At 61.1% G+C, this 19,037-nt stretch carries 19 protein-coding genes; 2 read left to right on the forward strand and 17 right to left on the reverse strand.

All coding sequences use genetic code 11. The annotated features are described in order from the left end of the window. Positions 1 to 9: 9 nt before the first annotated feature. From HMPREF2537_RS12560 to rho, 17 genes are all read right to left on the reverse strand, one after another. Positions 10 to 294, reverse strand: coding sequence for a hypothetical protein (locus HMPREF2537_RS12560; protein WP_083299018.1), 285 nt, complete (start codon positions 292 to 294; stop codon positions 10 to 12). Next, positions 294 to 986, reverse strand: coding sequence for an endonuclease NucS (gene nucS, locus HMPREF2537_RS10610; protein ID WP_070528735.1), 693 nt, complete (start codon positions 984 to 986; stop codon positions 294 to 296). Before nucS ends, HMPREF2537_RS12560 begins: the two co-directional genes overlap by 1 nt. Positions 987 to 1,010: 24 nt before the next feature. Further along, entirely contained in the window at positions 1,011 to 1,496 is a 486-nt protein-coding gene (locus HMPREF2537_RS10615) for a DUF2550 domain-containing protein (protein ID WP_070528738.1), read from the reverse strand. Positions 1,497 to 1,680: 184 nt separating this feature from the next. Then, the gene (locus HMPREF2537_RS10620) at positions 1,681 to 2,049 is read right to left on the reverse strand and encodes a F0F1 ATP synthase subunit epsilon (protein WP_070528741.1); all 369 of its coding nucleotides are present in this window, start codon (positions 2,047 to 2,049) and stop codon (positions 1,681 to 1,683) included. A gap of 10 nt (positions 2,050 to 2,059) precedes the next feature. Continuing rightward, positions 2,060 to 3,508: a F0F1 ATP synthase subunit beta gene (atpD, locus tag HMPREF2537_RS10625; RefSeq protein ID WP_070528745.1), complete on the reverse strand. Its 1,449-nt coding sequence runs from the start codon at positions 3,506 to 3,508 to the stop codon at positions 2,060 to 2,062. Between the two features lie 3 nt (positions 3,509 to 3,511). Then, positions 3,512 to 4,495 (reverse strand): F0F1 ATP synthase subunit gamma, encoded by a 984-nt coding sequence (locus HMPREF2537_RS10630; protein WP_070528748.1) that lies wholly within the window; start codon positions 4,493 to 4,495, stop codon positions 3,512 to 3,514. A gap of 56 nt (positions 4,496 to 4,551) precedes the next feature. After that, positions 4,552 to 6,192, reverse strand: a complete 1,641-nt coding sequence (atpA, locus tag HMPREF2537_RS10635) for a F0F1 ATP synthase subunit alpha (RefSeq protein ID WP_070528750.1) — start codon at positions 6,190 to 6,192, stop codon at positions 4,552 to 4,554. Between the two features lie 60 nt (positions 6,193 to 6,252). Further along, the gene (locus HMPREF2537_RS10640) at positions 6,253 to 7,068 is read right to left on the reverse strand and encodes a F0F1 ATP synthase subunit delta (RefSeq protein WP_070528752.1); all 816 of its coding nucleotides are present in this window, start codon (positions 7,066 to 7,068) and stop codon (positions 6,253 to 6,255) included. Between the two features lie 6 nt (positions 7,069 to 7,074). Continuing rightward, on the reverse strand, positions 7,075 to 7,647 hold the full coding sequence (locus HMPREF2537_RS10645; protein ID WP_046648931.1) for a F0F1 ATP synthase subunit B: 573 nt from the start codon (positions 7,645 to 7,647) through the stop codon (positions 7,075 to 7,077). Positions 7,648 to 7,692: 45 nt separating this feature from the next. Further along, on the reverse strand, positions 7,693 to 7,935 hold the full coding sequence (locus HMPREF2537_RS10650; RefSeq protein ID WP_010187073.1) for an ATP synthase F0 subunit C: 243 nt from the start codon (positions 7,933 to 7,935) through the stop codon (positions 7,693 to 7,695). 99 nt (positions 7,936 to 8,034) lie between these two features. Next, positions 8,035 to 8,847: a F0F1 ATP synthase subunit A gene (gene atpB / locus HMPREF2537_RS10655; protein ID WP_070528755.1), complete on the reverse strand. Its 813-nt coding sequence runs from the start codon at positions 8,845 to 8,847 to the stop codon at positions 8,035 to 8,037. Between the two features lie 445 nt (positions 8,848 to 9,292). Continuing rightward, positions 9,293 to 9,727, reverse strand: a complete 435-nt coding sequence (locus HMPREF2537_RS10660; RefSeq protein WP_010187077.1) for a Cg1360 family ATP-synthase-associated protein — start codon at positions 9,725 to 9,727, stop codon at positions 9,293 to 9,295. A gap of 16 nt (positions 9,728 to 9,743) precedes the next feature. Further along, positions 9,744 to 10,919: an MraY family glycosyltransferase gene (locus tag HMPREF2537_RS10665; RefSeq protein WP_070528758.1), complete on the reverse strand. Its 1,176-nt coding sequence runs from the start codon at positions 10,917 to 10,919 to the stop codon at positions 9,744 to 9,746. Between the two features lie 10 nt (positions 10,920 to 10,929). Next, entirely contained in the window at positions 10,930 to 11,607 is a 678-nt protein-coding gene (locus HMPREF2537_RS10670) for an L-threonylcarbamoyladenylate synthase (protein WP_070528761.1), read from the reverse strand. A gap of 53 nt (positions 11,608 to 11,660) precedes the next feature. After that, positions 11,661 to 12,557 carry a peptide chain release factor N(5)-glutamine methyltransferase gene (gene prmC, locus HMPREF2537_RS10675; RefSeq protein ID WP_070528763.1) on the reverse strand — a complete coding sequence of 299 codons (897 nt, stop codon included), beginning with the start codon at positions 12,555 to 12,557 and terminating at the stop codon, positions 11,661 to 11,663. A 24-nt stretch (positions 12,558 to 12,581) separates the two neighbouring features. Further along, entirely contained in the window at positions 12,582 to 13,658 is a 1,077-nt protein-coding gene (prfA, locus tag HMPREF2537_RS10680) for a peptide chain release factor 1 (protein WP_010187085.1), read from the reverse strand. Beyond that, positions 13,658 to 15,598 carry a transcription termination factor Rho gene (gene rho / locus HMPREF2537_RS10685; RefSeq protein ID WP_070528766.1) on the reverse strand — a complete coding sequence of 647 codons (1,941 nt, stop codon included), beginning with the start codon at positions 15,596 to 15,598 and terminating at the stop codon, positions 13,658 to 13,660. The genes prfA and rho overlap by 1 nt, the downstream gene beginning before the upstream one ends. Positions 15,599 to 16,065: 467 nt before the next feature. On the opposite strand from rho, the gene HMPREF2537_RS10690 reads away from it, so the two are divergent. Next, positions 16,066 to 17,817, forward strand: coding sequence for a long-chain fatty-acid--CoA ligase (locus tag HMPREF2537_RS10690; RefSeq protein WP_070528770.1), 1,752 nt, complete (start codon positions 16,066 to 16,068; stop codon positions 17,815 to 17,817). 50 nt (positions 17,818 to 17,867) lie between these two features. Beyond that, positions 17,868 to 19,001 (forward strand): GTP 3',8-cyclase MoaA, encoded by a 1,134-nt coding sequence (gene moaA / locus HMPREF2537_RS10695; RefSeq protein WP_070528773.1) that lies wholly within the window; start codon positions 17,868 to 17,870, stop codon positions 18,999 to 19,001. Positions 19,002 to 19,037 lie beyond the last annotated feature (36 nt).

Genomic DNA, 19,037 nt, shown 5'->3' on the forward strand with positions numbered 1-19,037 from the left:
CCCGCTATCCTACCGCCGCTCCCAGCAGTGCCGGTGCCAGTGGCGGCGGTCCTCGCCGCGCCCGCCTGTATCCCGTGGCCAGGCCACGATGTGCGCCACCCCGGGAGGAATATTCTGGTTGCATCCCGGGCACACGTAGTACTTCTGTGCGGCGGCGCTGCCGACATGCCTCATAACGAAAGGCTCGCCATGGGTCCAACGCGGCCCAGGGACAGTCTGCGAGCCGAGGAAGGCGCTGCCATCGCGCGGCAGTGAGCGCGGCTCCTCACGAATTCGGCGGTTGCGGCGAGGCACTAGAACAACCGCAGCTCGTTGGACTCGATGCCGCGCAGCTCCTGGTAATCCAAGACGACGCAACGAATGCCGCGGTCCTCCGCCAAGGTCCGCGCCTGGGGCTTGATTTCCTGCGCGGCGAACACGCCGTGGACGGGTGCTAGCAAATCATCGCGGTTGAGCAGCTCAAGGTAGCGCGTGAGCTGCTCGACACCATCGATGCCCCCGCGACGCTTTACCTCCACGGCGACGAACTCGTTCTTATCATTCTTGGCCATGATGTCTACCGGACCAATAGCCGTGGGATACTCGCGACGCACGAGCGAGTACTTCTCCCCCAACGTTTCGATGTGCTCGGCCAGAAGCTCCTGTAGGTGTGCCTCCACGCCATCTTTGACCAGGCCTGGGTCTTCCCCCAACTCCATGTCGATCTCTTGGTGGATCTGCGAGATGGTGATGCGCAACTGCTCACCTTTCGGGTTCTCCACCAGCCACAGCTTCTCCCCCGTGTCTTCGCCGTCGATATCCTCAATAGCCGACTCCTCAAAGGTGCACGGCGGCGTCATCCAGTTCAAAGGTTTATAGGCCCGGTCATCCGCATGAACGGACACCGAACCATCGGCTTTGATGAGGATGAGCCGGTCCGCCATGGGAAGGTGGGCGTCGAGGCGGCCTACGTAATCTACGGAGCATTGGGCGATGACAACACGCATGCCCTCTACCCTATCGTTGGGCCCCTACTTCTTGGGTAAGCGGGTAGCCCGCTGGCGCATCTGGTGATAATCCAGCTTCTCTTGACGCTTCGACGGCGCGGATTCGACCCACGCATTCAAGGCCATAATTCCCTGCGCATCGGAGGCAATCTCATAGTCCTGCCCATCGACGCTAATCTGGATGATTTGGTGGCCGGAGGGCATAAAAGAAGCCTCGTCATCGTCCATAGGGCGGATGCTACCCAGTTCGATGTCGAGGCGATTAAAGCGCTTGTTGGCGCGGGGCATGACGGAGCGAAGCTTAAAATACTTCATGAACTCACCGTCATAGCGCACGAGACCATGACGCCATGTATAAGAGTCCTTCGACGGGAGTCGGCGCAACAGAATGCTCGTGCCACGGGATCGCACGGTGAAAAAGCGCACCGCCGCCAGGATGAGGAAAACCAGGAGGACCAGTGCACACAGACCCAAAAGAATTGTTAGCCCCTGAAGCACCTGAGAATTCATGGGTTGATTGTACCGCCGTTGGAGCAGGCAATGCTAGTTCTTGCCAGTTCCTGCTAGCCCTGAGGTACCCCTCTTGCTGAGATCACGAAGAAACCCCACCCCCTCTTAATGAGGTTGTGGGGTTCCTAGGTGAGAGTGGGAAGGGCGGTCATTGCTGCCCGTCGTTTCCCTCTCCGCTCATCCGTTAGCTGTTGTGGCGGCGGGCGGCGCGCAGTGCGGCATCGCCACGAGACCTCGTCAGCTCGTGCTCAGACTTCAGGTCTTCCTGTGCCTGGGCCTCATCGACCTCGGAGGCCCAGATGGACCAGTCAGCGAGGACGGTGATTTTGTTCTCGGACACGGAGAGGAAGCCACCCTGGACGGCGGCGACGAGACGCTTGCCGTCCACCGGGTGGATGGTCACAACACCATTGTCGATCAACTGACCGACCATGGGCTCATGGCCAGGAAGCACGCCGATCTCACCCTCGGTGGTCTCAGCCGTCACCATGGTGGCCTTTCCGGTCCACAGCAGGCGCTCGACGGAAACCAATTCGGCGGTGATGTCAGCCATGTGCCTCTCCCTACTTCTTCTCGGTCAGCTTCTTGTACGCAGCCTCGACATCGTCCAAGCCACCCAGGCCGTTGAAAGCCTGCTCCGGGTAGTGGTCGAATTCGCCGTTGCAGATGCGCTCGAAAGCGTCGATGGTATCGGCCAGCGGCACGTAGGAGCCCGGCAGGCCGGTGAACTTCTCTGCGACGAAGAAGTTCTGGCCCAGGAAGCGCTCGATACGGCGAGCACGCTGAACGGTGATCTTATCTTCCTCAGACAGCTCGTCCATACCAAGGATAGCGATGATGTCCTGGAGCTCCTTGTTCTTCTGCAGAATACCGATGACACGCTGTGCCACCTCGTAGTGGCGCTCGCCCACGATGGACGGCTCCAGAATACGAGAGGTAGAGGTCAGCGGGTTCACTGCCGGGTAAATACCCTTCGAAGCAATACCACGGTCCAACTCGGTGGTGGCATCGAGGTGGGCGAAGGTGGTCGCCGGAGCCGGGTCGGTGTAGTCATCGGCCGGCACGTAGACGGCCTGCAGGGAGGTAATGGACTTACCCTTGGTGGAGGTAATACGCTCCTGCAGCACACCCATCTCATCAGCCAGAGTCGGCTGGTAACCCACGGCGGAAGGCATACGGCCCAGAAGGGTCGACACCTCAGAACCGGCCTGGGTGAAACGGAAGATGTTGTCGATGAACAGCAGCACGTCCTGGTTCTGCACATCGCGGAAGTACTCCGCCATGGTCAGGCCGGACAGAGCCACGCGCATACGGACTCCTGGCGGCTCATCCATCTGGCCGAAGACAAGTGCGGTGTCCTGAAGAACGCCCATCTCCTCCATCTCGAGGAAAAGGTCGGTGCCCTCACGGGTACGCTCGCCAACACCTGCGAAGACGGAGGTACCGGAGAACTCGCGTGCGATACGAGTAATCATCTCCTGGATAAGAACGGTCTTACCCACACCTGCACCACCGAAGAGGCCGATCTTGCCGCCCTTCACGTACGGGGTCAGCAGGTCGATGACCTTAATACCGGTCTCCAGGATCTCGGTCTTACCCTCCAGCTGGTCGAATGCCGGCGGCTCGCGGTGGATGCCCCACTGCTCACCGTCGCGGCCCAGACCCGGCTGGTCAAGGCAGTCACCGAGGGCGTTGAAGACGTGGCCCTTGACCACATCGCCCACCGGGACGGAAATCGGCTTGCCAGTGTCGGTCACGGCGGCACCGCGGACAAGGCCGTCGGTCGGAGCCATGGACACGGCACGGACGAGGTTGTCACCGAGGTGCTGAGCGACCTCAAGGGTGACGGTCTTTGCAACAGCCTCGAGGGAAACCTCGACGGTCAGTGCGTTGTACAGTGCCGGCAGCCCGCCACGCGGAAACTCCACGTCGACGACCGGACCGATGACACGCACCACACGGCCGGCGGTAGCCGACGACTGTGTGTTCTGCTCTTGCAGAGCTGTAGTCATAATCTAGTCACTTTCTGCGCTTTCGGCGAGCGCCCCAGCGCCACCGACGATCTCTGTGATTTCTTGGGTAATCTGCGCCTGACGTGCCTGGTTGGCCACGCGCGAGAGGTCCTTGACCAGCTCGGTAGCGTTGTCGGTTGCAGACTTCATTGCGGTACGGCGTGCGGCGGACTCGGAGGCCGAGGACTCCAAGAACATCGCAAACAGGAGGCGAGAAACGTACTGCGGAAGCAGCGCTTCCATCAGGGTGTCCGCATCCGGCTCGAAGTCGTAATCAGGAGTGATCTGATTGTTCGGCTCGGCGTCGGAAAGCGCGGACTCACCCAGGTTGTAGTCCTCTTCCTCGATAACCGGTACCACCGGCAGCAGCTGCTGCACACGCGCGGTCTGGGTCAGCATGGACTCGAACTCGGTGTACACAACGTGCACCTGGTCGAAACCGCGAACGGTCTCGCCCTCCACGTTAATGCCCTCGCGGGTCTTGGCCTGGCCATTCGAACCGGCAACGAAGCCGTCGATAATGTGGCGGCGCACATCGTGCGTCTTTTCCCAGGTCGGATCCTGCGAGAATCCAGTCCAGCTGCCTGCGACCTCAGCCTCACGGAACTTGTAGAAGCCAACGCCCTTGTTGCCGGTCACGTAGCGGACGGTCTCGAAACCCTCGCTCTGAAGCAGGGCTTCCAGCTCGGCCGCCTTCTTGAAGATGTTGTTGTTGTAGCCTCCGCACATACCGCGGTCAGAAGAGACCACGAGAATGGCGGCTACCTTGGCATCTTCGCGTTCCCGGAGCATCGGGTGATCCAGGGACGTGTGCGCCGCCAGCTTATTGAGCACGTTGGACAGTTCACGTGCATAAGGCTGCGCCGCTTCTACCCTGGCCTGAGCCTTGGTAATGCGCGAGGTAGCAATGAGCTCCTGTGCCTTGGTGATCTTCTTGGTGGAATTGACGGACCGGATACGGTCACGCAGTTCACGAAGATTAGCCATGGTGTTCGCTCCTCCCTTCTCTTTCTAGACGGTTAATTCTTAGAGCGTGCGAAACTCTATTTGGCCGTCTTGCGGGAGACGTTGAGCTCGGTCTTATTCACATCATCCGCGGCGAGCGGGTCAACCGGCGCCTCGGTGCCGAGGTTGTTGCCCTCGGTCGTGCGGAAGGACGGAATGAAGTCCTTAGCTGCTGCAACAAGTGCATCCTTGGACTCGTCGGTCAGAGCGGTGCCGCCCTGGATCTGCTCGAACACCTGCGGGGTTGCAGAGTTGAGGTGATCGTGCAGCTCCTTCTCGAAGCGGCGTACGTCCTCGACGGGAACGACGTCGAAGATGCCCTGGTCTGCGAGGAAGATGGACACCATCTGGTACTCGACAGGCTGCGGGGAGGACTCGGACTGCTTAAGCAGCTCGACGAGGCGCTCGCCGCGCTCCAGCTGAGCCTTGGATGCCGGATCCAGGTCGGATGCGAAGGCCGCGAAGGCCTGCAGATCGCGGTAGGCAGCCAGCTCAAGACGCAGGTTACCGGCGACCTTCTTCATACCCTTGGTCTGTGCGGCACCACCAACACGGGAGACCGACACACCGACGTTAATTGCCGGACGGACGCCCTGGTTGAACAGGTCGGACTCCAGGAAGACCTGGCCGTCGGTAATAGAAATAACGTTGGTCGGAATGAAGGCGGAGACGTCGTTCGCCTTGGTCTCGATGATCGGCAATGCGGTCATGGAACCTGCACCCATGTCGTCGGAGAGCTTCGCTGCGCGCTCCAGCAGACGGGAGTGGAGGTAGAAGACGTCGCCCGGGTAAGCCTCGCGGCCCGGCGGACGGCGCAGAAGAAGGGAAATCGCACGGTAGGCCTCAGCCTGCTTGGTCAGATCATCGTAAATGATCAGGACGTGGTTGCCCTGGTACATCCAGTGCTGGCCCAGAGCTGCACCGGAGAACGGTGCCAGCCACTTGAAGCCGGCGGCATCGGATGCCGGAGCCGCCACGATGGTGGTGTACTCCAGGGCGCCGTGCTGCTCCAGGGTGTGGCGCACACCAGCAATGGTGGAGCCCTTCTGGCCGATGGCGACGTAGATGCAGCGGACCTGCTTGTTCTTGTCGCCAGATTCCCAGTTAGCCTTCTGGTTCAGGATGGTGTCGATACAGACAGCGGTCTTACCCGTCTTACGGTCACCAATGATCAACTGACGCTGACCGCGACCAATCGGGGTCATCGCGTCAATAGCCTTGATGCCGGTCTGCATCGGCTCTTCCACCGGCTGACGCTGCAGCACGGACGGTGCCTGCAGCTCGAGGACGCGGTCCTCTTCAGCGGTGATCGGGCCCATGCCGTCGATCGGCTGGCCCAGGGGGTTAATTACGCGGCCGAGGAATTCCTCGCCCACAGGGATGGAGAGAACCTCGCCGGTCCTCTTGACCTCGTCGCCTTCTTTAAGCGACTCGAAGTTGCCCAAGACCACGACACCGATGGAGTTGGTGTCAAGGTTCTGTGCGACGCCAATCACGCCGCCGGGGAACTCGAGCAGCTCATTCGCCATGACGGACGGCAGGCCCGAAACCTGCGCAATACCGTCAGCTGCCGAAATGACCACGCCGACCTCCTCACGGGAGGCCTCCGCGGAGTAGCTCGAGGTGTAGTTCGCAATCGCGCTACGGATCTCGTCGGAGGAGATCGTCAGCTCCGCCATGTTCTTCCTGCTCTCGGTAGTATCTTCCAGCAATTACTTAATCGTTTCTGTCGTTTCGGCTTATGCCATCTGCGCACGAAGGCGAGCAATCTTGCCTGCCGTCGAGCCATCGATGACTTCGTCGCCGACGCGGATGGTCATACCACCGAGGAGGCTGGTGTCAACCTCAGAGTGGATGGACATCGCACGACCATAGATTTTGCCCAGCTTTTCAGCGAGTGCTGCCCGCTGGCTATCGTTCAGCTCACCCGCGGTGGTCACTCGCGCGATGGTACGGCCCTGCAGCTTGGCTGCGGTGTCCGCCAAACCGGCGAGATCATCAATCGGGTTCTGCTCCGGGCGGCCAATGGCCTGCAGCGCGAGCGCCTCAGTAACCATCGTGACCTTGCCGTAGAGCACGCTTGCCAGCAGCCCGACCTTGCGATCGGACGTAGCAGTACGGTCTGAAAGCAGCTGGGTCAGTTCGCCTTCGCGGTCAAGCACGCGCGACAGGGAGAAGAGCTCGTCTTCTACCTGGCCCAGCTTGCCCTCAAACTCAGCGCCACGCAGCAGTGCGCGGCGGCCGAGGATGATAAGGCCACGGGCGATATCACGCGGCGTCGACCACTGTGCGGCGGCGGCCTCCTGCAGCACCTGGAGTGCTACCGGGGAGACCTTCCCGCCGAAAAGGGTCTGGACCAGGGACTTGCGCTCCTCAGCGGTGGCGGCGTCGTCGGTCAGCGCGACGCGCAGTTCGCGGTCGCCGTCGAGGACGCGGACCACCTCGAAGAGGTCCTGGCCTGCCTGGGTAGCAGTCGCTACCGAGCGGTCGCTGGAGAGAAACTCATCCAGCTTGGACTCAACGGTAGCGAGTGCTTCGCGGCTAGCTGCCTTCATCGTTGCCTACTTTCCGGCCGGTGCCACAGTGTCGAGCTCGGACAGGAAGTTATCAATCGTGGAGGACTGCTTGGTGGCGTCCGAAAGTTCGCCGCCGAGCAGCTTCTCTGCCAGGTTGATGGAGTTCTGTCCGATGTCGGAACGCAGCTCAGACACGACCTGTGCACGGGAAGCTTCAAGCTGCTTCTCGCCGGCGGTCAGGATGCGACGAGACTCTTCCTCTGCAGCTTCCTTAGCCTCTGCCTCGATCAGCTTGCCGCGCTCGCGCGCCTGCTCGCGGATCTCCGCAGCCTCTGCTCGAGCGTCAGCGAGCTGAGCATTGTACTTTTCCAGAGCGGCCTTTGCTTCGGCCTGCTGAGCCTCCGCACGCTTAAGGCCACCTTCGATCCGGTCTTCACGCTCCTGCAGCATCTTGTTGTATGCCGGAAGAACAAGCTTCCAGAACACAATCAGGATGATGGCGAACGGAATGATCGACCAGACCAAGTCGTACATCTTGGGCAGAAGGATGGAGTTGCCGCTCTCCAGCGGCAGGTGCTCACTTCCCTCTGCTGCAAGGTAGTAAATGACGTTGTTCATGGGGCTCCGTTCTTAAAGTTCGATTTACTTTGTGTAAAGCGCTCTTTAGAACAGGAAGCCTGCAACGAGGCCGATAAGTGCCAGGGCCTCAACGAAGGCGATACCCAGGAACATGGTGGTACGCAGCTGGCCGGCCATCTCCGGCTGGCGAGCCATGCCCTCGACGGTCTTGCCGACGAGGATACCGATGCCCAGACCCGGGCCGATGGTTGCGATGCCGTAGCCGATAGCGCCGAGGCCCTTGAGGGTGGACTCGTCAGCAGCCTGAGCAAGAATGATTTCGTTCATGATGAAAGTCGTTCCCTTTCAATGTTTTCCCGCGAATTGTTCCGCGGGGGAAGTGGTGATTTCTGGGGTATTTAGTTAACCGCGAGGTTCGCGTTGTTGTTAGTGCGAATCTGCATGCAGCGACAGTTCGATGTATACCGCCGTCAGCAGGGCGAAAATGTATGCCTGCAGGAAGATGACGATAATTTCGTACAGCGTGAACAGAACCGCTGCGACCAGAGTGAGGCCACTCAGTGCGGTCCAACCGTTGAACTGGAAGAAGAAGAAGTTCGTTGCCGAGTACAACAGGACCAAAATGAGGTGACCAGCCAGGAAGTTCGCCATAAGACGAAGAGCCAGCGTGACTGGACGCATGACAAACGTAGAGAAAGCCTCAATCGGTACAACAAGCACGTGCAGCAGCGGTGGAAGGTTAGGAATAACCACCGAGGACTTGATGAACTTGCCGAAGCCAAAGCGCTTTGCGCCGGCGTAAATCATGGCGATGTACGCAACGACTGCCAGCACGATTGGCATACCGATACGAGCATTCGGAGAGATGTTTAGGGCTGGAACAATGGTTGCCACGTTCCAGAACAAAACACCGAAGAAGATCGTGGCCAAGATAGGAAGGAAACGGCGTCCTTCCTTGCGGCCCAGAATGTCTTCTGCGATGTGAATTCGTACGAAGTCAATCGCATGCTCCGCTACGTTTTGCAATCCTTTAGGAACCAACTTCGGGTTCCTGAAGGCGACAACAAAAAGGAGCACCAAGATAGCCGCCATGAACAGGCGAACCAGCATGATGCGATCCAAAGCGAACCAACCGTTGGCGAAATCGGCGAACAAAAGATCGACGACATCACCATCATCGGTTACGTGCCCCGGGAAAAATTCTGGATCCAGTTCGGGTGCGTGAAACTCACCCTTCATGGCCAATGTCGTAACGCTCAGCGTTCTCTCCCGTGTTCGGGCCACACAGCTTGTCGAAGGCTATGTGGTGCGATGGACGTCTCAAGCTCTTTGCCCTGCTCACGGACTCCGTCGCACATCAGCGTAAACAGGGCAAGGATAAACCGTACTTTTTCGGGATAGCATGACGCTAACCCGCGGTAACCCGAAGAGAATGCTATCAGTTCGCCCTCAAGTTTTCGCACGTGGGGGCAGTGTTGCGAGCCTAAAGGCACAGCCCAGCACTAGAAAGCCTCATAAAAGGCCCGCATTCTGCCAAAACCCTGCTGAGTGTATTTGGTCACATACCCACGTTTTCCCACCTTGACGGGGGTAATGAGCATGCTGAAAGGAGCGTCTTACTACACAAAAAGCCACCCTCCCGGGGTCACCGGAAGCAGTGGCTTTTGATGAAGATTAAGGCGCATTAGGACACGTAGGTCACGTTGGAGGTAATGACGCCCCAGACCTCGGTTCCCAGCGTCACCGCTAGTGCTAGCAACACAGTCACGAACAGCGCCATCGTGTCATAGAACTCCAAGTCCTTAATCAGCAACAGCACCATGATCAGGATGACCACCTTGAGCAACCAGCCGCCGAGTACCACAGCCATCGTGGTCGAGGGAGTAGTCCGCGCGGTGAGAAGCACCGACGCTGCGGTAAAGAGCACGAAGCCGCCTCCGATAGCAGCGCCGACAAGCACTCCCCAGATACCAGGCAACCCGCGGACGCCACCCCAGATAGCCAAGGACGCGATGGTCACTACGACGAGGCCAATGACCCCGAGGCGCAGGGCGCGCTTGAGGGGACGACGATGATCGTCATAGGGCGATAGCTCTTCGGAAGTCGTTGAATCAGTCACAGCCCCATACCCTACCTCAGGAAGGATCCGTTTCCAGCACCACGCTAGTAGAACGCGGACGGCGGCCAATCTTGCCTTGGCGCAGCGGAATCAAGGTCACGCCAAAGGCTACGAGGAGCGCGAAAACAGCCAGCGCCACCGCGACGGGGGCCGGAACGATAGAGAAAGAAACCGCCCCGAAAGCTACCGCGGAGACCCACAGATAGAGCACAAGCACCGTGCGGCGATGCGTGTGCCCCAGCGACAGCAACCGGTGGTGAATGTGGGCCTTGTCGGCAGCGAAGGGCGAGCGCCCCTGCGAAACACGCCGAATAACCGCCCAGACAAGGTCCAGGACTGGAACAAAGACCGCAGCGATAACGACGATGACGGGTGACATCAGCGCCACAATGTCCACGGTGCCGTAGAGGGACATGTTGATCTTGCCGGATGCTGAGGTCGACGCCGCGGCAAGCAACAAACCAATCAGCATCGCCCCGCTATCCCCCATGAAGATGCGGGAGGGCTCGAAATTGTGCGGAAGGAATCCGGCACACACACCAACGAGCGCCGCCGCAATAATCGCGGGCGGATAAGCCGATACTGTACCGCCCTGGTCATGCAGAACAGTCAAGGAGAAAACCAGGATGGCTCCGCCGGCAATCATTCCCAGTCCAGCCGCCAAGCCGTCGAGGCCGTCGACGAAGTTGATGGCATTAATGAGCAGTACGGTAAAGAAAGTAGTCAAGAGTGTTCCCTGGACCTGGTCAAGGATGACCGTGGTTCCATCACCAAAAGGCAGAAAGAGAAGCGTCCACGTCAGCCCCAATCCGCTCATGATGGCCGCGGCTACGAGCTGCCCGATGAGTTTGACCAAAGCGCTTAGCTCCAACAGGTCGTCCACCACACCGACAACCACGATGGCGGCAGCGGACCAGAGCACAGCGTTCATCTCTGGCGTGACGGGCATAAAGCCGCGAGTCAAGGCTGGAAGCTGTCCTGCGAGATAGACGGCGGCGGCAAAACCCGTAAACATCGCCACTCCGCCAAGCTGCGGGGTGGGCTGGGAGTGACTATCGCGCAGGCGGATCTCCGCCACCTGGCCGCTGCGCACTAAGAAGGTGCGCACCAGTCCGGTGGTGAGGTAGGTAAACGCCGCGGCGACGAATATCACCAACGCTAGCTCGCGCAGCGGCACTCCGGTTCCAGCCACTGAAGTCTCCTTAAGAGGATTGGGCGCCCGGGCGGGTGCGCAGCGATTCGGCGGAGACTCCGATGACTTCACCAATCTGCTCGGCGCTCAGCGCGCCTTCGCGCAAGAGGTAGGGACGCGGGCCAGACAGATCGATAATGGTGGAAGGCTTGCCCACCTCAGCTTCTCCCCCGTCGAGGTAGACCGTGACCGCCTTGCCCAACTGCTGCTTCGCAGCAATCGCGGTGGTGGGCGGAGTCTGTCCAGAGATATTCGCAGAGGACACCGCCATGGGGCCGACCTCGCGCAAAAGCTCAATAGCAATCGGGTGCAGTGGCATGCGCAGCATCACCGTGCCGCGGGTATCGCCCAGGTTCCAGGGAAGCGAAGGCGCTTGGGGGACCACAATGGACAGACCACCCGGCCAGAAGGCCTCGATCAGCGTTTGGGCGGTATCATCCAGCGAAGCGACAAGGCCTTTGACGGTATCCCAGGAACCCACGAGCACCGGTACCGGCATGTCCGGGCCTCGGTGCTTGGTGGCCAGCAGGCTGGCGACGGCATCATTATCGAAGGCATCGCAGCCCAACCCGTACAACGTATCGGTGGGCATCACGACGAGCCGCCCCGACTTGGCAGCCTTGACGGCAAGGGCCATTCCTTCTTCGCGTTCTGCCGCGTCAGCGCAGTTATAAATCTGTCCCTGCATTGGTCTCTCCTTAATCCCGTTCCTATCGGCTTGTCGACCAATCTTCGACCAATCTACTGTACTCCCCGCTCTGCTGTGACAAAGCGGGCGGTACCAGTCAGGTCCTTGAGCACCTCGATGTGGCTAAACCCTCCGTGTGCGCGTAGGGCTTCTTGCACCTGGTGCGAGGTGTCGTCGTCGTGCTCGATGCCCACGCGGCCGCCGGGGCGCAGCAGCGCGGCGATGGTCGGGATCATCGCGGTGATGGTCTCCATGCCGTCTTCTCCCCCAAACACCGCCTCGTGGGGGTCTTGGTAGACCTCCGGATCCAGGTCCGGGGTCTCGGGGACGTAGGGCGGGTTGGTCAGCACGAGGTCAACGGTGCCGTGCAGCTTCAGCAAGAGCTCAGAGTCGGTGACGTCGCCCTGGACCACGTCCACCGATCCCGCACCGTCGCGCACAGTACTCGCGGCATTGCGGCGGGTGTAGGCCAGGGCGGCGTCGGCAAGCTCCACTGCCCACACCTCGGACTGCGGCACGTAGTGGGCGGCGTATAAGGCCAGCGCACCGGATCCAGCGCACAAATCCACGACGCGGGGAGGACGCGCGTTAGTCTTCGTCGTCCCCAACGAGTTAAATTTCTTTAGAAATTTAACTCCCCAGTCGGCAAGCACCTCCGTCTCCGGGCGCGGGATGAACACGCCGGGGCCCACCTCGAGTTCGAGGGGTCCAAACCACGCCACTCCCAGGATGTGTTGAAGGGGCTCGCGCGCTTCACGACGCCCCACCAACGCCCCGTATGCCACGTCAAAGCCGGGGACCGGAGCCTCGTTAAGCGGGATATCCATGTGCCCGCAGTGAATGAGGTGGGCCGCCAACAGCCGCGCATCCCACTCGGGTGAAGGTACCCCGGCAGCGCGAAGGCGCTCCGTGGCATCACGAAGCGCCTCCTTATAGGTGTGAAAAGTCACCGTATCTAACCGTGCCTTAGCCTTCTAGCCTTCAGCCTCAAGGCGCTCCGCGCGCTCCTGAGCCTGCAGAGCCTCAATGAGATCCTGCATATCGCCGTCGAGCACGGAGTCAAGGTTGTTGGCCTTGTAACCAATGCGGTGATCGGTGATGCGGTTCTCCGGCCAGTTATAGGTGCGGATGCGCTCCGAGCGGTCCATGGTGCGCACCTGAGAGGCACGCTGCTCGCCAGCCTCGGCCTCGCGGGCCTCGCGCTCCATCTGATCCAGGCGAGCTTGCAGCACCTGCAGGGCACGCGCCTTGTTCTGAATCTGCGAGCGCTCCTTCTGACAGGTCACCACCAAGCCAGTGGGCAGGTGGGTAATACGCACAGCGGAGTCAGTGGTGTTCACGCCCTGACCACCCTTACCGGAGGAACGGTAAACGTCGACACGGATGTCCTTGTCATCGATGTTGACAGAGTCGATCTCCTCCGGCTCCGGGTAGACCAGCACACCAGCCGCAGAGGTCTGGATGCGGCCCTGGGACTCGGTCACCGGCACGCGCTGTACACGGTGGACGCCTCCTTCAAACTTGAACACGCTCCACGCGCCATCGCGCGAGGGGGTCTTGGACTTGAAGGAAATGGACATATCCTTCACGCCGCCGAGGTCGGACTCGTTGAGGCCCAGAACCTCCCACTGGAAACCTGCCTTGTCGGCGAAGCGCTCATACATGCGGGCCAGGTCGCCGGCGAAGAGCGCTGCCTCTTCGCCACCGGCACCGGCCTTGATCTCCATGATGATGTCCTCGGAGTCATGCTCATCGCGCGGGGCTAGCAGATCCGCGAGTTGCTCCTCCAGCTGCACAACGAGCGGCTCGAGTCGGTCAACCTCAGACTGAAACTCGTGATCCTCGTAGGCCATCTCTTTGGCATCGGCCAAGTCCTGGCGGGCCTGAACCAATTCTTCGTTGACGGCGACGATGGGGCGCAGCTCAGCGTAGCGCTTGGACAGCTTGCGGAATTGCGACTGATCCCCGGCTACTTCCGGGTCAGCCATCTGCATTTCGATGCCTTGGTACTCGGAGATGATGTCATCAACGAGGGAAACCTGATTAGACATTACTTGTAGTCCTCCTCGTCCGTATCTGCCGCCATGGGCGCGGACGAAGCGACCTGCATGAGGAACTCGCCGTTGGAGCGGGTCTTCTTAAGCTGCTTGATGAGCAGGTCAATGGCGGCGAAGGAGTCCAGGCCGGAAAGGATGCGGCGCAGCTTGGTCATGATGCGTGCCTCCTCCGGAACCAGCAGGAGCTCGTCCTTACGGGTACCGGAGGGGTTGACGTCCACAGCCGGGAAGATGCGGCGCTCGGAGATGGCGCGGTCGAGCTTGAGCTCGGCGTTGCCGGTGCCCTTGAACTCCTCGAAGATGACGGTGTCACCGGTGGAACCGGTCTCCACCATCGCGGTAGCGATGATGGTCAGTGAGCCACCGTTTTCGATGTTGCGGGCAGCGCCCAAGAAGCGCTTCGGCGGGTACAGGGCGTTGGAGTCCACACCACCGGACAGGATGCGGCCCGACGCCGGGGAGGAGTTGTTGTAGGCGCGGCCCAGGCGGGTGATGGAGTCGAGCAGAACGACGACGTCCTTGCCCTGCTCCACCAGACGCTTGGCGCGCTCGATAGCCAGCTCCGCCACGGAGGTGTGCTCTGACGGCGGGCGGTCAAAGGTGGAGGCAATGACCTCACCGTTGACGCTGCGCTGCATGTCCGTGACCTCTTCGGGGCGCTCGTCCACGAGGACCACCATGAGGTAGCACTCCGGGTTGTTCGTGGCGATGGCGTTGGCAATGTTCTGCAGGATCGTCGTCTTACCGGCCTTCGGCGGGGAGACGATGAGCGCGCGCTGGCCCTTACCAATCGGCATGATGAGGTCGATGACGCGGGTGGTGAGGATCTTCGGGTCCGTCTCCAAACGCAGGCGCTGGTTCGGGTACAGCGGGGTGAGCTTGGCGAAGTCCGGGCGCTCCTTCGCGGTGGACGGATCCAGGCCGTTGACGGTGTCAACCTCCACCAGCTGGTTGTACTTGCGGCGGTTGCGGCCGTTGCCGTGGGTGTGAGTCGGGCCGGAAACCTTGACCTTGCCGGTCAGGGCGTCGCCAGAGCGCAGGCCCAAGCGGCGCACGAGGTTGTTGTTGACGAAGACATCGGAGCTCGCCGCGCGGTAACCGGTGGTGCGCAGGAAGGCCACGTTGTTGTCCACGACCTCGAGGATGCCGCCAACTACCTGTACTTCATCGCCCTCGCGGATCTGCAGGTCATTGCCACCGTTGCCGCCGCCATCGCGGTCACGCCCGCGGCGGTTGCGACGGTTACGACGGTTACGGCGGCCACCGCCACCATTGTTGTCATCGTCGTTGCGGTGGTTATCGCGGCGGTTGTTGTTGCCGCCCCCGTTATTGCCACCGCCGTTGTTGCCATTGCCACCGTTACCGTGGTCACCGTTGTCGGAGTTCTTTCCGCCACGGGACTGGTTCTCCTCGGACTTGCCGTTGTTGTCCGACTTGGCATTGTTGTCCTCGGCGCCGTTGTCATTCCCGTTGCCCTTGGACTCTTCGCGGGCCTCGCGCTCCTGACGGCGCGCACGGTTACGGCGGGCGCGGCGGGCCTGGGAGCGAGACTCATAGCGCTGCTCGTCGTGGCCGCCCTTGTGCTCAGACTCTTGAGCACCGTCCTCGCCCTTGCGGGCATTCTCGGATTGCTGCTGCGGCTGCTCCTGCTGGCGCTTCTTATCCTGCTCCGACTGCTCGGAGGCTTGCTCAGCAGCACCGGCAGGGCGCGAGGCCTTGCGGGCGGCGCGACGCGGCTGTGCGTCCTTAGCTTCGCCCTCGGCAGCAGCCTTCGCGCCGCGTGCCGGAACCTGGCCGGTGGTCAGTGCGGTAATGAGGTCCCCCTTGCGCAGGCCAGAAACGCCGCGAAGTCCGCGCTCCGCAGCCAGCTTGCGCAATTCCGGCAGCTTCAGGGATGCGAGATCCTGTGCTGCGGTCTTGTCCGTATCGCTCACGGATATCCTTTCGTCGCTTCACCAACGCGCGCTGTTTCTTGTGCTGCACCTGCACTGTGCGCGGTGCCGCTCCGAATGGGCGTTGGAAGCCAGTGTGTAATTGAGATGGTCCACCGCCACCAGCGAGTTCACGCGACGGCGATCCCCGTGGGCGGTGGTTTTCTTTGGCTCTCCCCCCTCTCCGGCCCTGCGCTACAGAACATGAAGAACTCCTTGCAGAACTCCTGAAAAGTTCTCGAGGAAGCGGCCGCGGGTCAATCGCGGGGAGATATTTTAAGAAGGCGACTGCGAGCGTGTCTCTCCCCTCTCACCGTCGCGTGCACCGTTGGACTGCCATGAGTTTTCACCGCAGGTGTGTGCGCCGTGGAGGGAGCTCGGAGGTGCGGAGAAGGCCTTCCCCGCCAGTCGCCGACAACTATACCGCATCCTTCCACCGCGCTCACACTGACACGGCTAAAGTAGTGCGCATGCTCTCCACAATGCAGGATATCCCGCTGTCCCTCACTCGCATCCTGGAGTACGGTTCCACTGTCCACGGCCAAACCCAGGTGGTTACGTGGCACAGCGCCAATCCCGGCAATGAACGCGAAGAAACCACCTTCGCCGATATCGGCGCTCGCGCCGCTGCCTTCGCCCACGCCCTGCATGACACCCTCGGCATCACCGGTGATGAACGCGTGGGCTCCTTGATGTGGAATTGCGCCGAGCACCTCGAGGTGCTTTTCGGCACTGCCTGCAAGGGCGCGGTGTTTACCCCGCTCAACAAGCAGCTGATGAATGATCAGATCCGGCACATCATCAACCACGCCGAGGTCCGCGTCATCGTCGCGGATTGTCGCCTCGCCGAGCAACTAGCCCAGGTTCTGGAAGGCGTGGACTGCGTGCGCGCGGTAGTGTTCACGGGCGTCGACAAGCCCAGCACCCCACTGCCGGGCAACGTTGAGGTGTATAGCTACGAGCAGCTACTGGACGGACGCTCCACCGTGTATGACTGGCCGGTTCTGGATGAACACACCGCCGCCGCCCTGTGCTATTCCACCGGCACCACCGGTGCGCCAAAGGGCGTGCTCTACTCCCACCGCGCCCTGTACTTGGAAGGTATGCAGCTGCGCTCCTCTGATTCCTTGTGCGTGACCCACGGCGAAACCTTCCTGTGCTGCATCCCCATCTATCACGTTTTAAGCTGGGGCGTTCCCTTTGCGGCGTGGATGACGGGCACGCCGCTGGTGCTTCCCGACGCCGACGTCTCCCCCGCCACCCTGGCCAAGATCATCGCCGCCACTTCCCCGCGCGTGGCCCATGGCGTGCCCACCATTTGGATTCAGCTCTTCGTGCACTACCTCAAGAACCCACCAGAGCGCATGACGCTGACGGAGATCTTCGCTGGCGGCTCCCCTGTGCCACCGCAGCTCATCAAGAGTTGGGAAGAGCGCTACGGCGTGGACGTGGTCCACGTGTGGGGTATGGCGGAAACCACCACGGTAGGTACCGTGGCGCGCCCGCCCTCAGGCGCCTCGGGTGAGGCCCGCTGGGCCTACCGCATTTCCCAAGGTCGCTTCCCTGCCGCCCTGGAATACCGCGTGGTCAACGACGGCCACGTGGTCAACACCACCGACCGCAATGCGGGCGAGATTCAGGTCCGCGGCAACTTGGTCACCGGCTCCTACTATCACTCACCCACCTCAGAGGATGGCGGTGCTGCCCACGAGTTCCGCGGCAAGGATGTCGAGGATGCGGCCTCGAAGTTCACAGCCGACGGCTGGCTGCGCACCGGCGACGTCGGATTCGTCAACGAGGATGGCTTCCTTACCGTGGAGGATCGCGCGCGCGATGTCATCCGGTCCGGTGGTGAGTGGATCTACTCCGTGCAGTTGGAGAACCTCATCATGGCCAACCCAGTGGTGCTCGAATGCGCTGTCATTGGCTACCCCGACAAGCAGTGGGTCGAGCGCCCGCTAGCCGTCACCGTGCTCGCCGCAGGCATCAGTCCCACCATTGAGACCGCTGAGCGTCTACGCAATGGCATGCGCTCTGAGCTGCCCTCCTGGATGCTGCCGGAGTATTGGACCTTCGTGAAATCCATCGACAAAACCTCGGTGGGCAAATTCGATAAGAAGGACCTGCGCGCCCACCTGGCGGAAGGCGAGTACAACATCATTCGCCTGAAGGGCCCGGGTGAGGCGCAGCGCTTAGACGCCGAAGAGGGCACACCGCAATAAAGGGGCTGAGCGACTATAGATCTGCTTTTACTCCGGCTAAAGTGTGGTTAATGTCTGATCGCGTCTTCCTGCCTACGCCCTCCCCACGCGGAATCCCCCGCGGCGGGGCCGACGCAACGCCTCCGGACCTGCCGCCTGCCCTAAGCGATGGTCGCCGCGACCTGCTCGACCGTTACGGACGCCAAGCACGCGACCTTCGCGTCTCGCTGACGGATCGCTGCAACCTGCGTTGCACGTATTGCATGCCCGCCGAGGGCCTCGAGTGGATGCCCACTGAACAGACACTCAGCGATGAAGAGACTATCCGCCTCATCAGAATTGCTGTGACCCAATTGGGCATCCGCCAGGTGCGTTTTACCGGCGGCGAACCTTTGCTGCGCAAGTCGCTAGAGAAGATAGTCGCCGCCACGACGCAGCTGCAGACGGACGAACAGCTGGCTCCCGCCACCGCCCTGACCACGAACGGCTTGGGACTGCCCCGCCGCCTAGACGGCCTCATTGAGGCGGGGCTTGACCGCGTCAACATCTCCCTAGACACCATTGATCCTGACCTCTATGCCCGACTCACCCGGCGCGACAGGCTCATCGATGTCTTTGCTGCCATCGAAGCCGCAACTGCCGCCCACCGCGAAGGCCGTCTAGGCACGGTCAAAGTCAATGCTGTGGTGATGCCCGGGGTAAATGAAGAGGACATCATCCCCTTGGCACGCTACTGCCTTGGCCACGGTGCACAGCTACGTTTTATTGAGCAGATGCCGTTGGGGCCGCGCGATCAATGGAATCGGGAACAGATGGTGACCGCTGATGATATCCTCGCCCGCCTCGCTGAGGCATTCACCTTGCAACCTGCGGGCGAGCAGCGGGGTTCCGCCCCAGCGGCGCTGTGGGAGGCAACCGGGCTCGATGCTGACACTCCCTCAGGGCGCATTGGTGTCATCGCTTCCGTGACGCGTCCTTTCTGCGGCAGTTGCGACCGCACCCGGCTGACCACCGACGGCGCTGTGCGCAACTGCCTCTTTGGCAACTCGGAAACCTCGCTGCGGGATCTCATGCGCGCCGGAGCCAGCGATTCCGAGTTGGCACACGCGTGGGCCAAGGAGATGTGGGCCAAGCTTCCAGGCCATGGTGTTAACGACGAAGGTTTTTTGCAGCCAGACCGCCCTATGTCTGCAATCGGCGGATAAGCGCTACAAGGTTCCTTTTAATCCCGCTGTTAGGCT

Source organism: Corynebacterium sp. HMSC074E01 (assembly GCF_001808885.1).
Lineage (GTDB): Bacteria > Actinomycetota > Actinomycetes > Mycobacteriales > Mycobacteriaceae > Corynebacterium.

What these genes read in the sequence shown, in the direction of transcription:
- nucS (WP_070528735.1), bottom strand. Translation starts at nt 986, where the DNA reads ATGCGTGTTGTCATCGCCCAATGCTCCGTAGATTACGTAGGCCGCCTC.
- HMPREF2537_RS10615 (WP_070528738.1), bottom strand. Translation starts at nt 1,496, where the DNA reads ATGAATTCTCAGGTGCTTCAGGGGCTAACAATTCTTTTGGGTCTGTGT.
- HMPREF2537_RS10620 (WP_070528741.1), bottom strand. Translation starts at nt 2,049, where the DNA reads ATGGCTGACATCACCGCCGAATTGGTTTCCGTCGAGCGCCTGCTGTGG.
- atpD (WP_070528745.1), bottom strand. Translation starts at nt 3,508, where the DNA reads ATGACTACAGCTCTGCAAGAGCAGAACACACAGTCGTCGGCTACCGCC.
- HMPREF2537_RS10630 (WP_070528748.1), bottom strand. Translation starts at nt 4,495, where the DNA reads ATGGCTAATCTTCGTGAACTGCGTGACCGTATCCGGTCCGTCAATTCC.
- atpA (WP_070528750.1), bottom strand. Translation starts at nt 6,192, where the DNA reads ATGGCGGAGCTGACGATCTCCTCCGACGAGATCCGTAGCGCGATTGCG.
- HMPREF2537_RS10640 (WP_070528752.1), bottom strand. Translation starts at nt 7,068, where the DNA reads ATGAAGGCAGCTAGCCGCGAAGCACTCGCTACCGTTGAGTCCAAGCTG.
- HMPREF2537_RS10645 (WP_046648931.1), bottom strand. Translation starts at nt 7,647, where the DNA reads ATGAACAACGTCATTTACTACCTTGCAGCAGAGGGAAGTGAGCACCTG.
- HMPREF2537_RS10650 (WP_010187073.1), bottom strand. Translation starts at nt 7,935, where the DNA reads ATGAACGAAATCATTCTTGCTCAGGCTGCTGACGAGTCCACCCTCAAG.
- atpB (WP_070528755.1), bottom strand. Translation starts at nt 8,847, where the DNA reads ATGAAGGGTGAGTTTCACGCACCCGAACTGGATCCAGAATTTTTCCCG.
- HMPREF2537_RS10670 (WP_070528761.1), bottom strand. Translation starts at nt 11,607, where the DNA reads ATGCAGGGACAGATTTATAACTGCGCTGACGCGGCAGAACGCGAAGAA.
- prfA (WP_010187085.1), bottom strand. Translation starts at nt 13,658, where the DNA reads ATGTCTAATCAGGTTTCCCTCGTTGATGACATCATCTCCGAGTACCAA.
- HMPREF2537_RS10690 (WP_070528770.1), top strand. Translation starts at nt 16,066, where the DNA reads ATGCTCTCCACAATGCAGGATATCCCGCTGTCCCTCACTCGCATCCTG.
- moaA (WP_070528773.1), top strand. Translation starts at nt 17,868, where the DNA reads ATGTCTGATCGCGTCTTCCTGCCTACGCCCTCCCCACGCGGAATCCCC.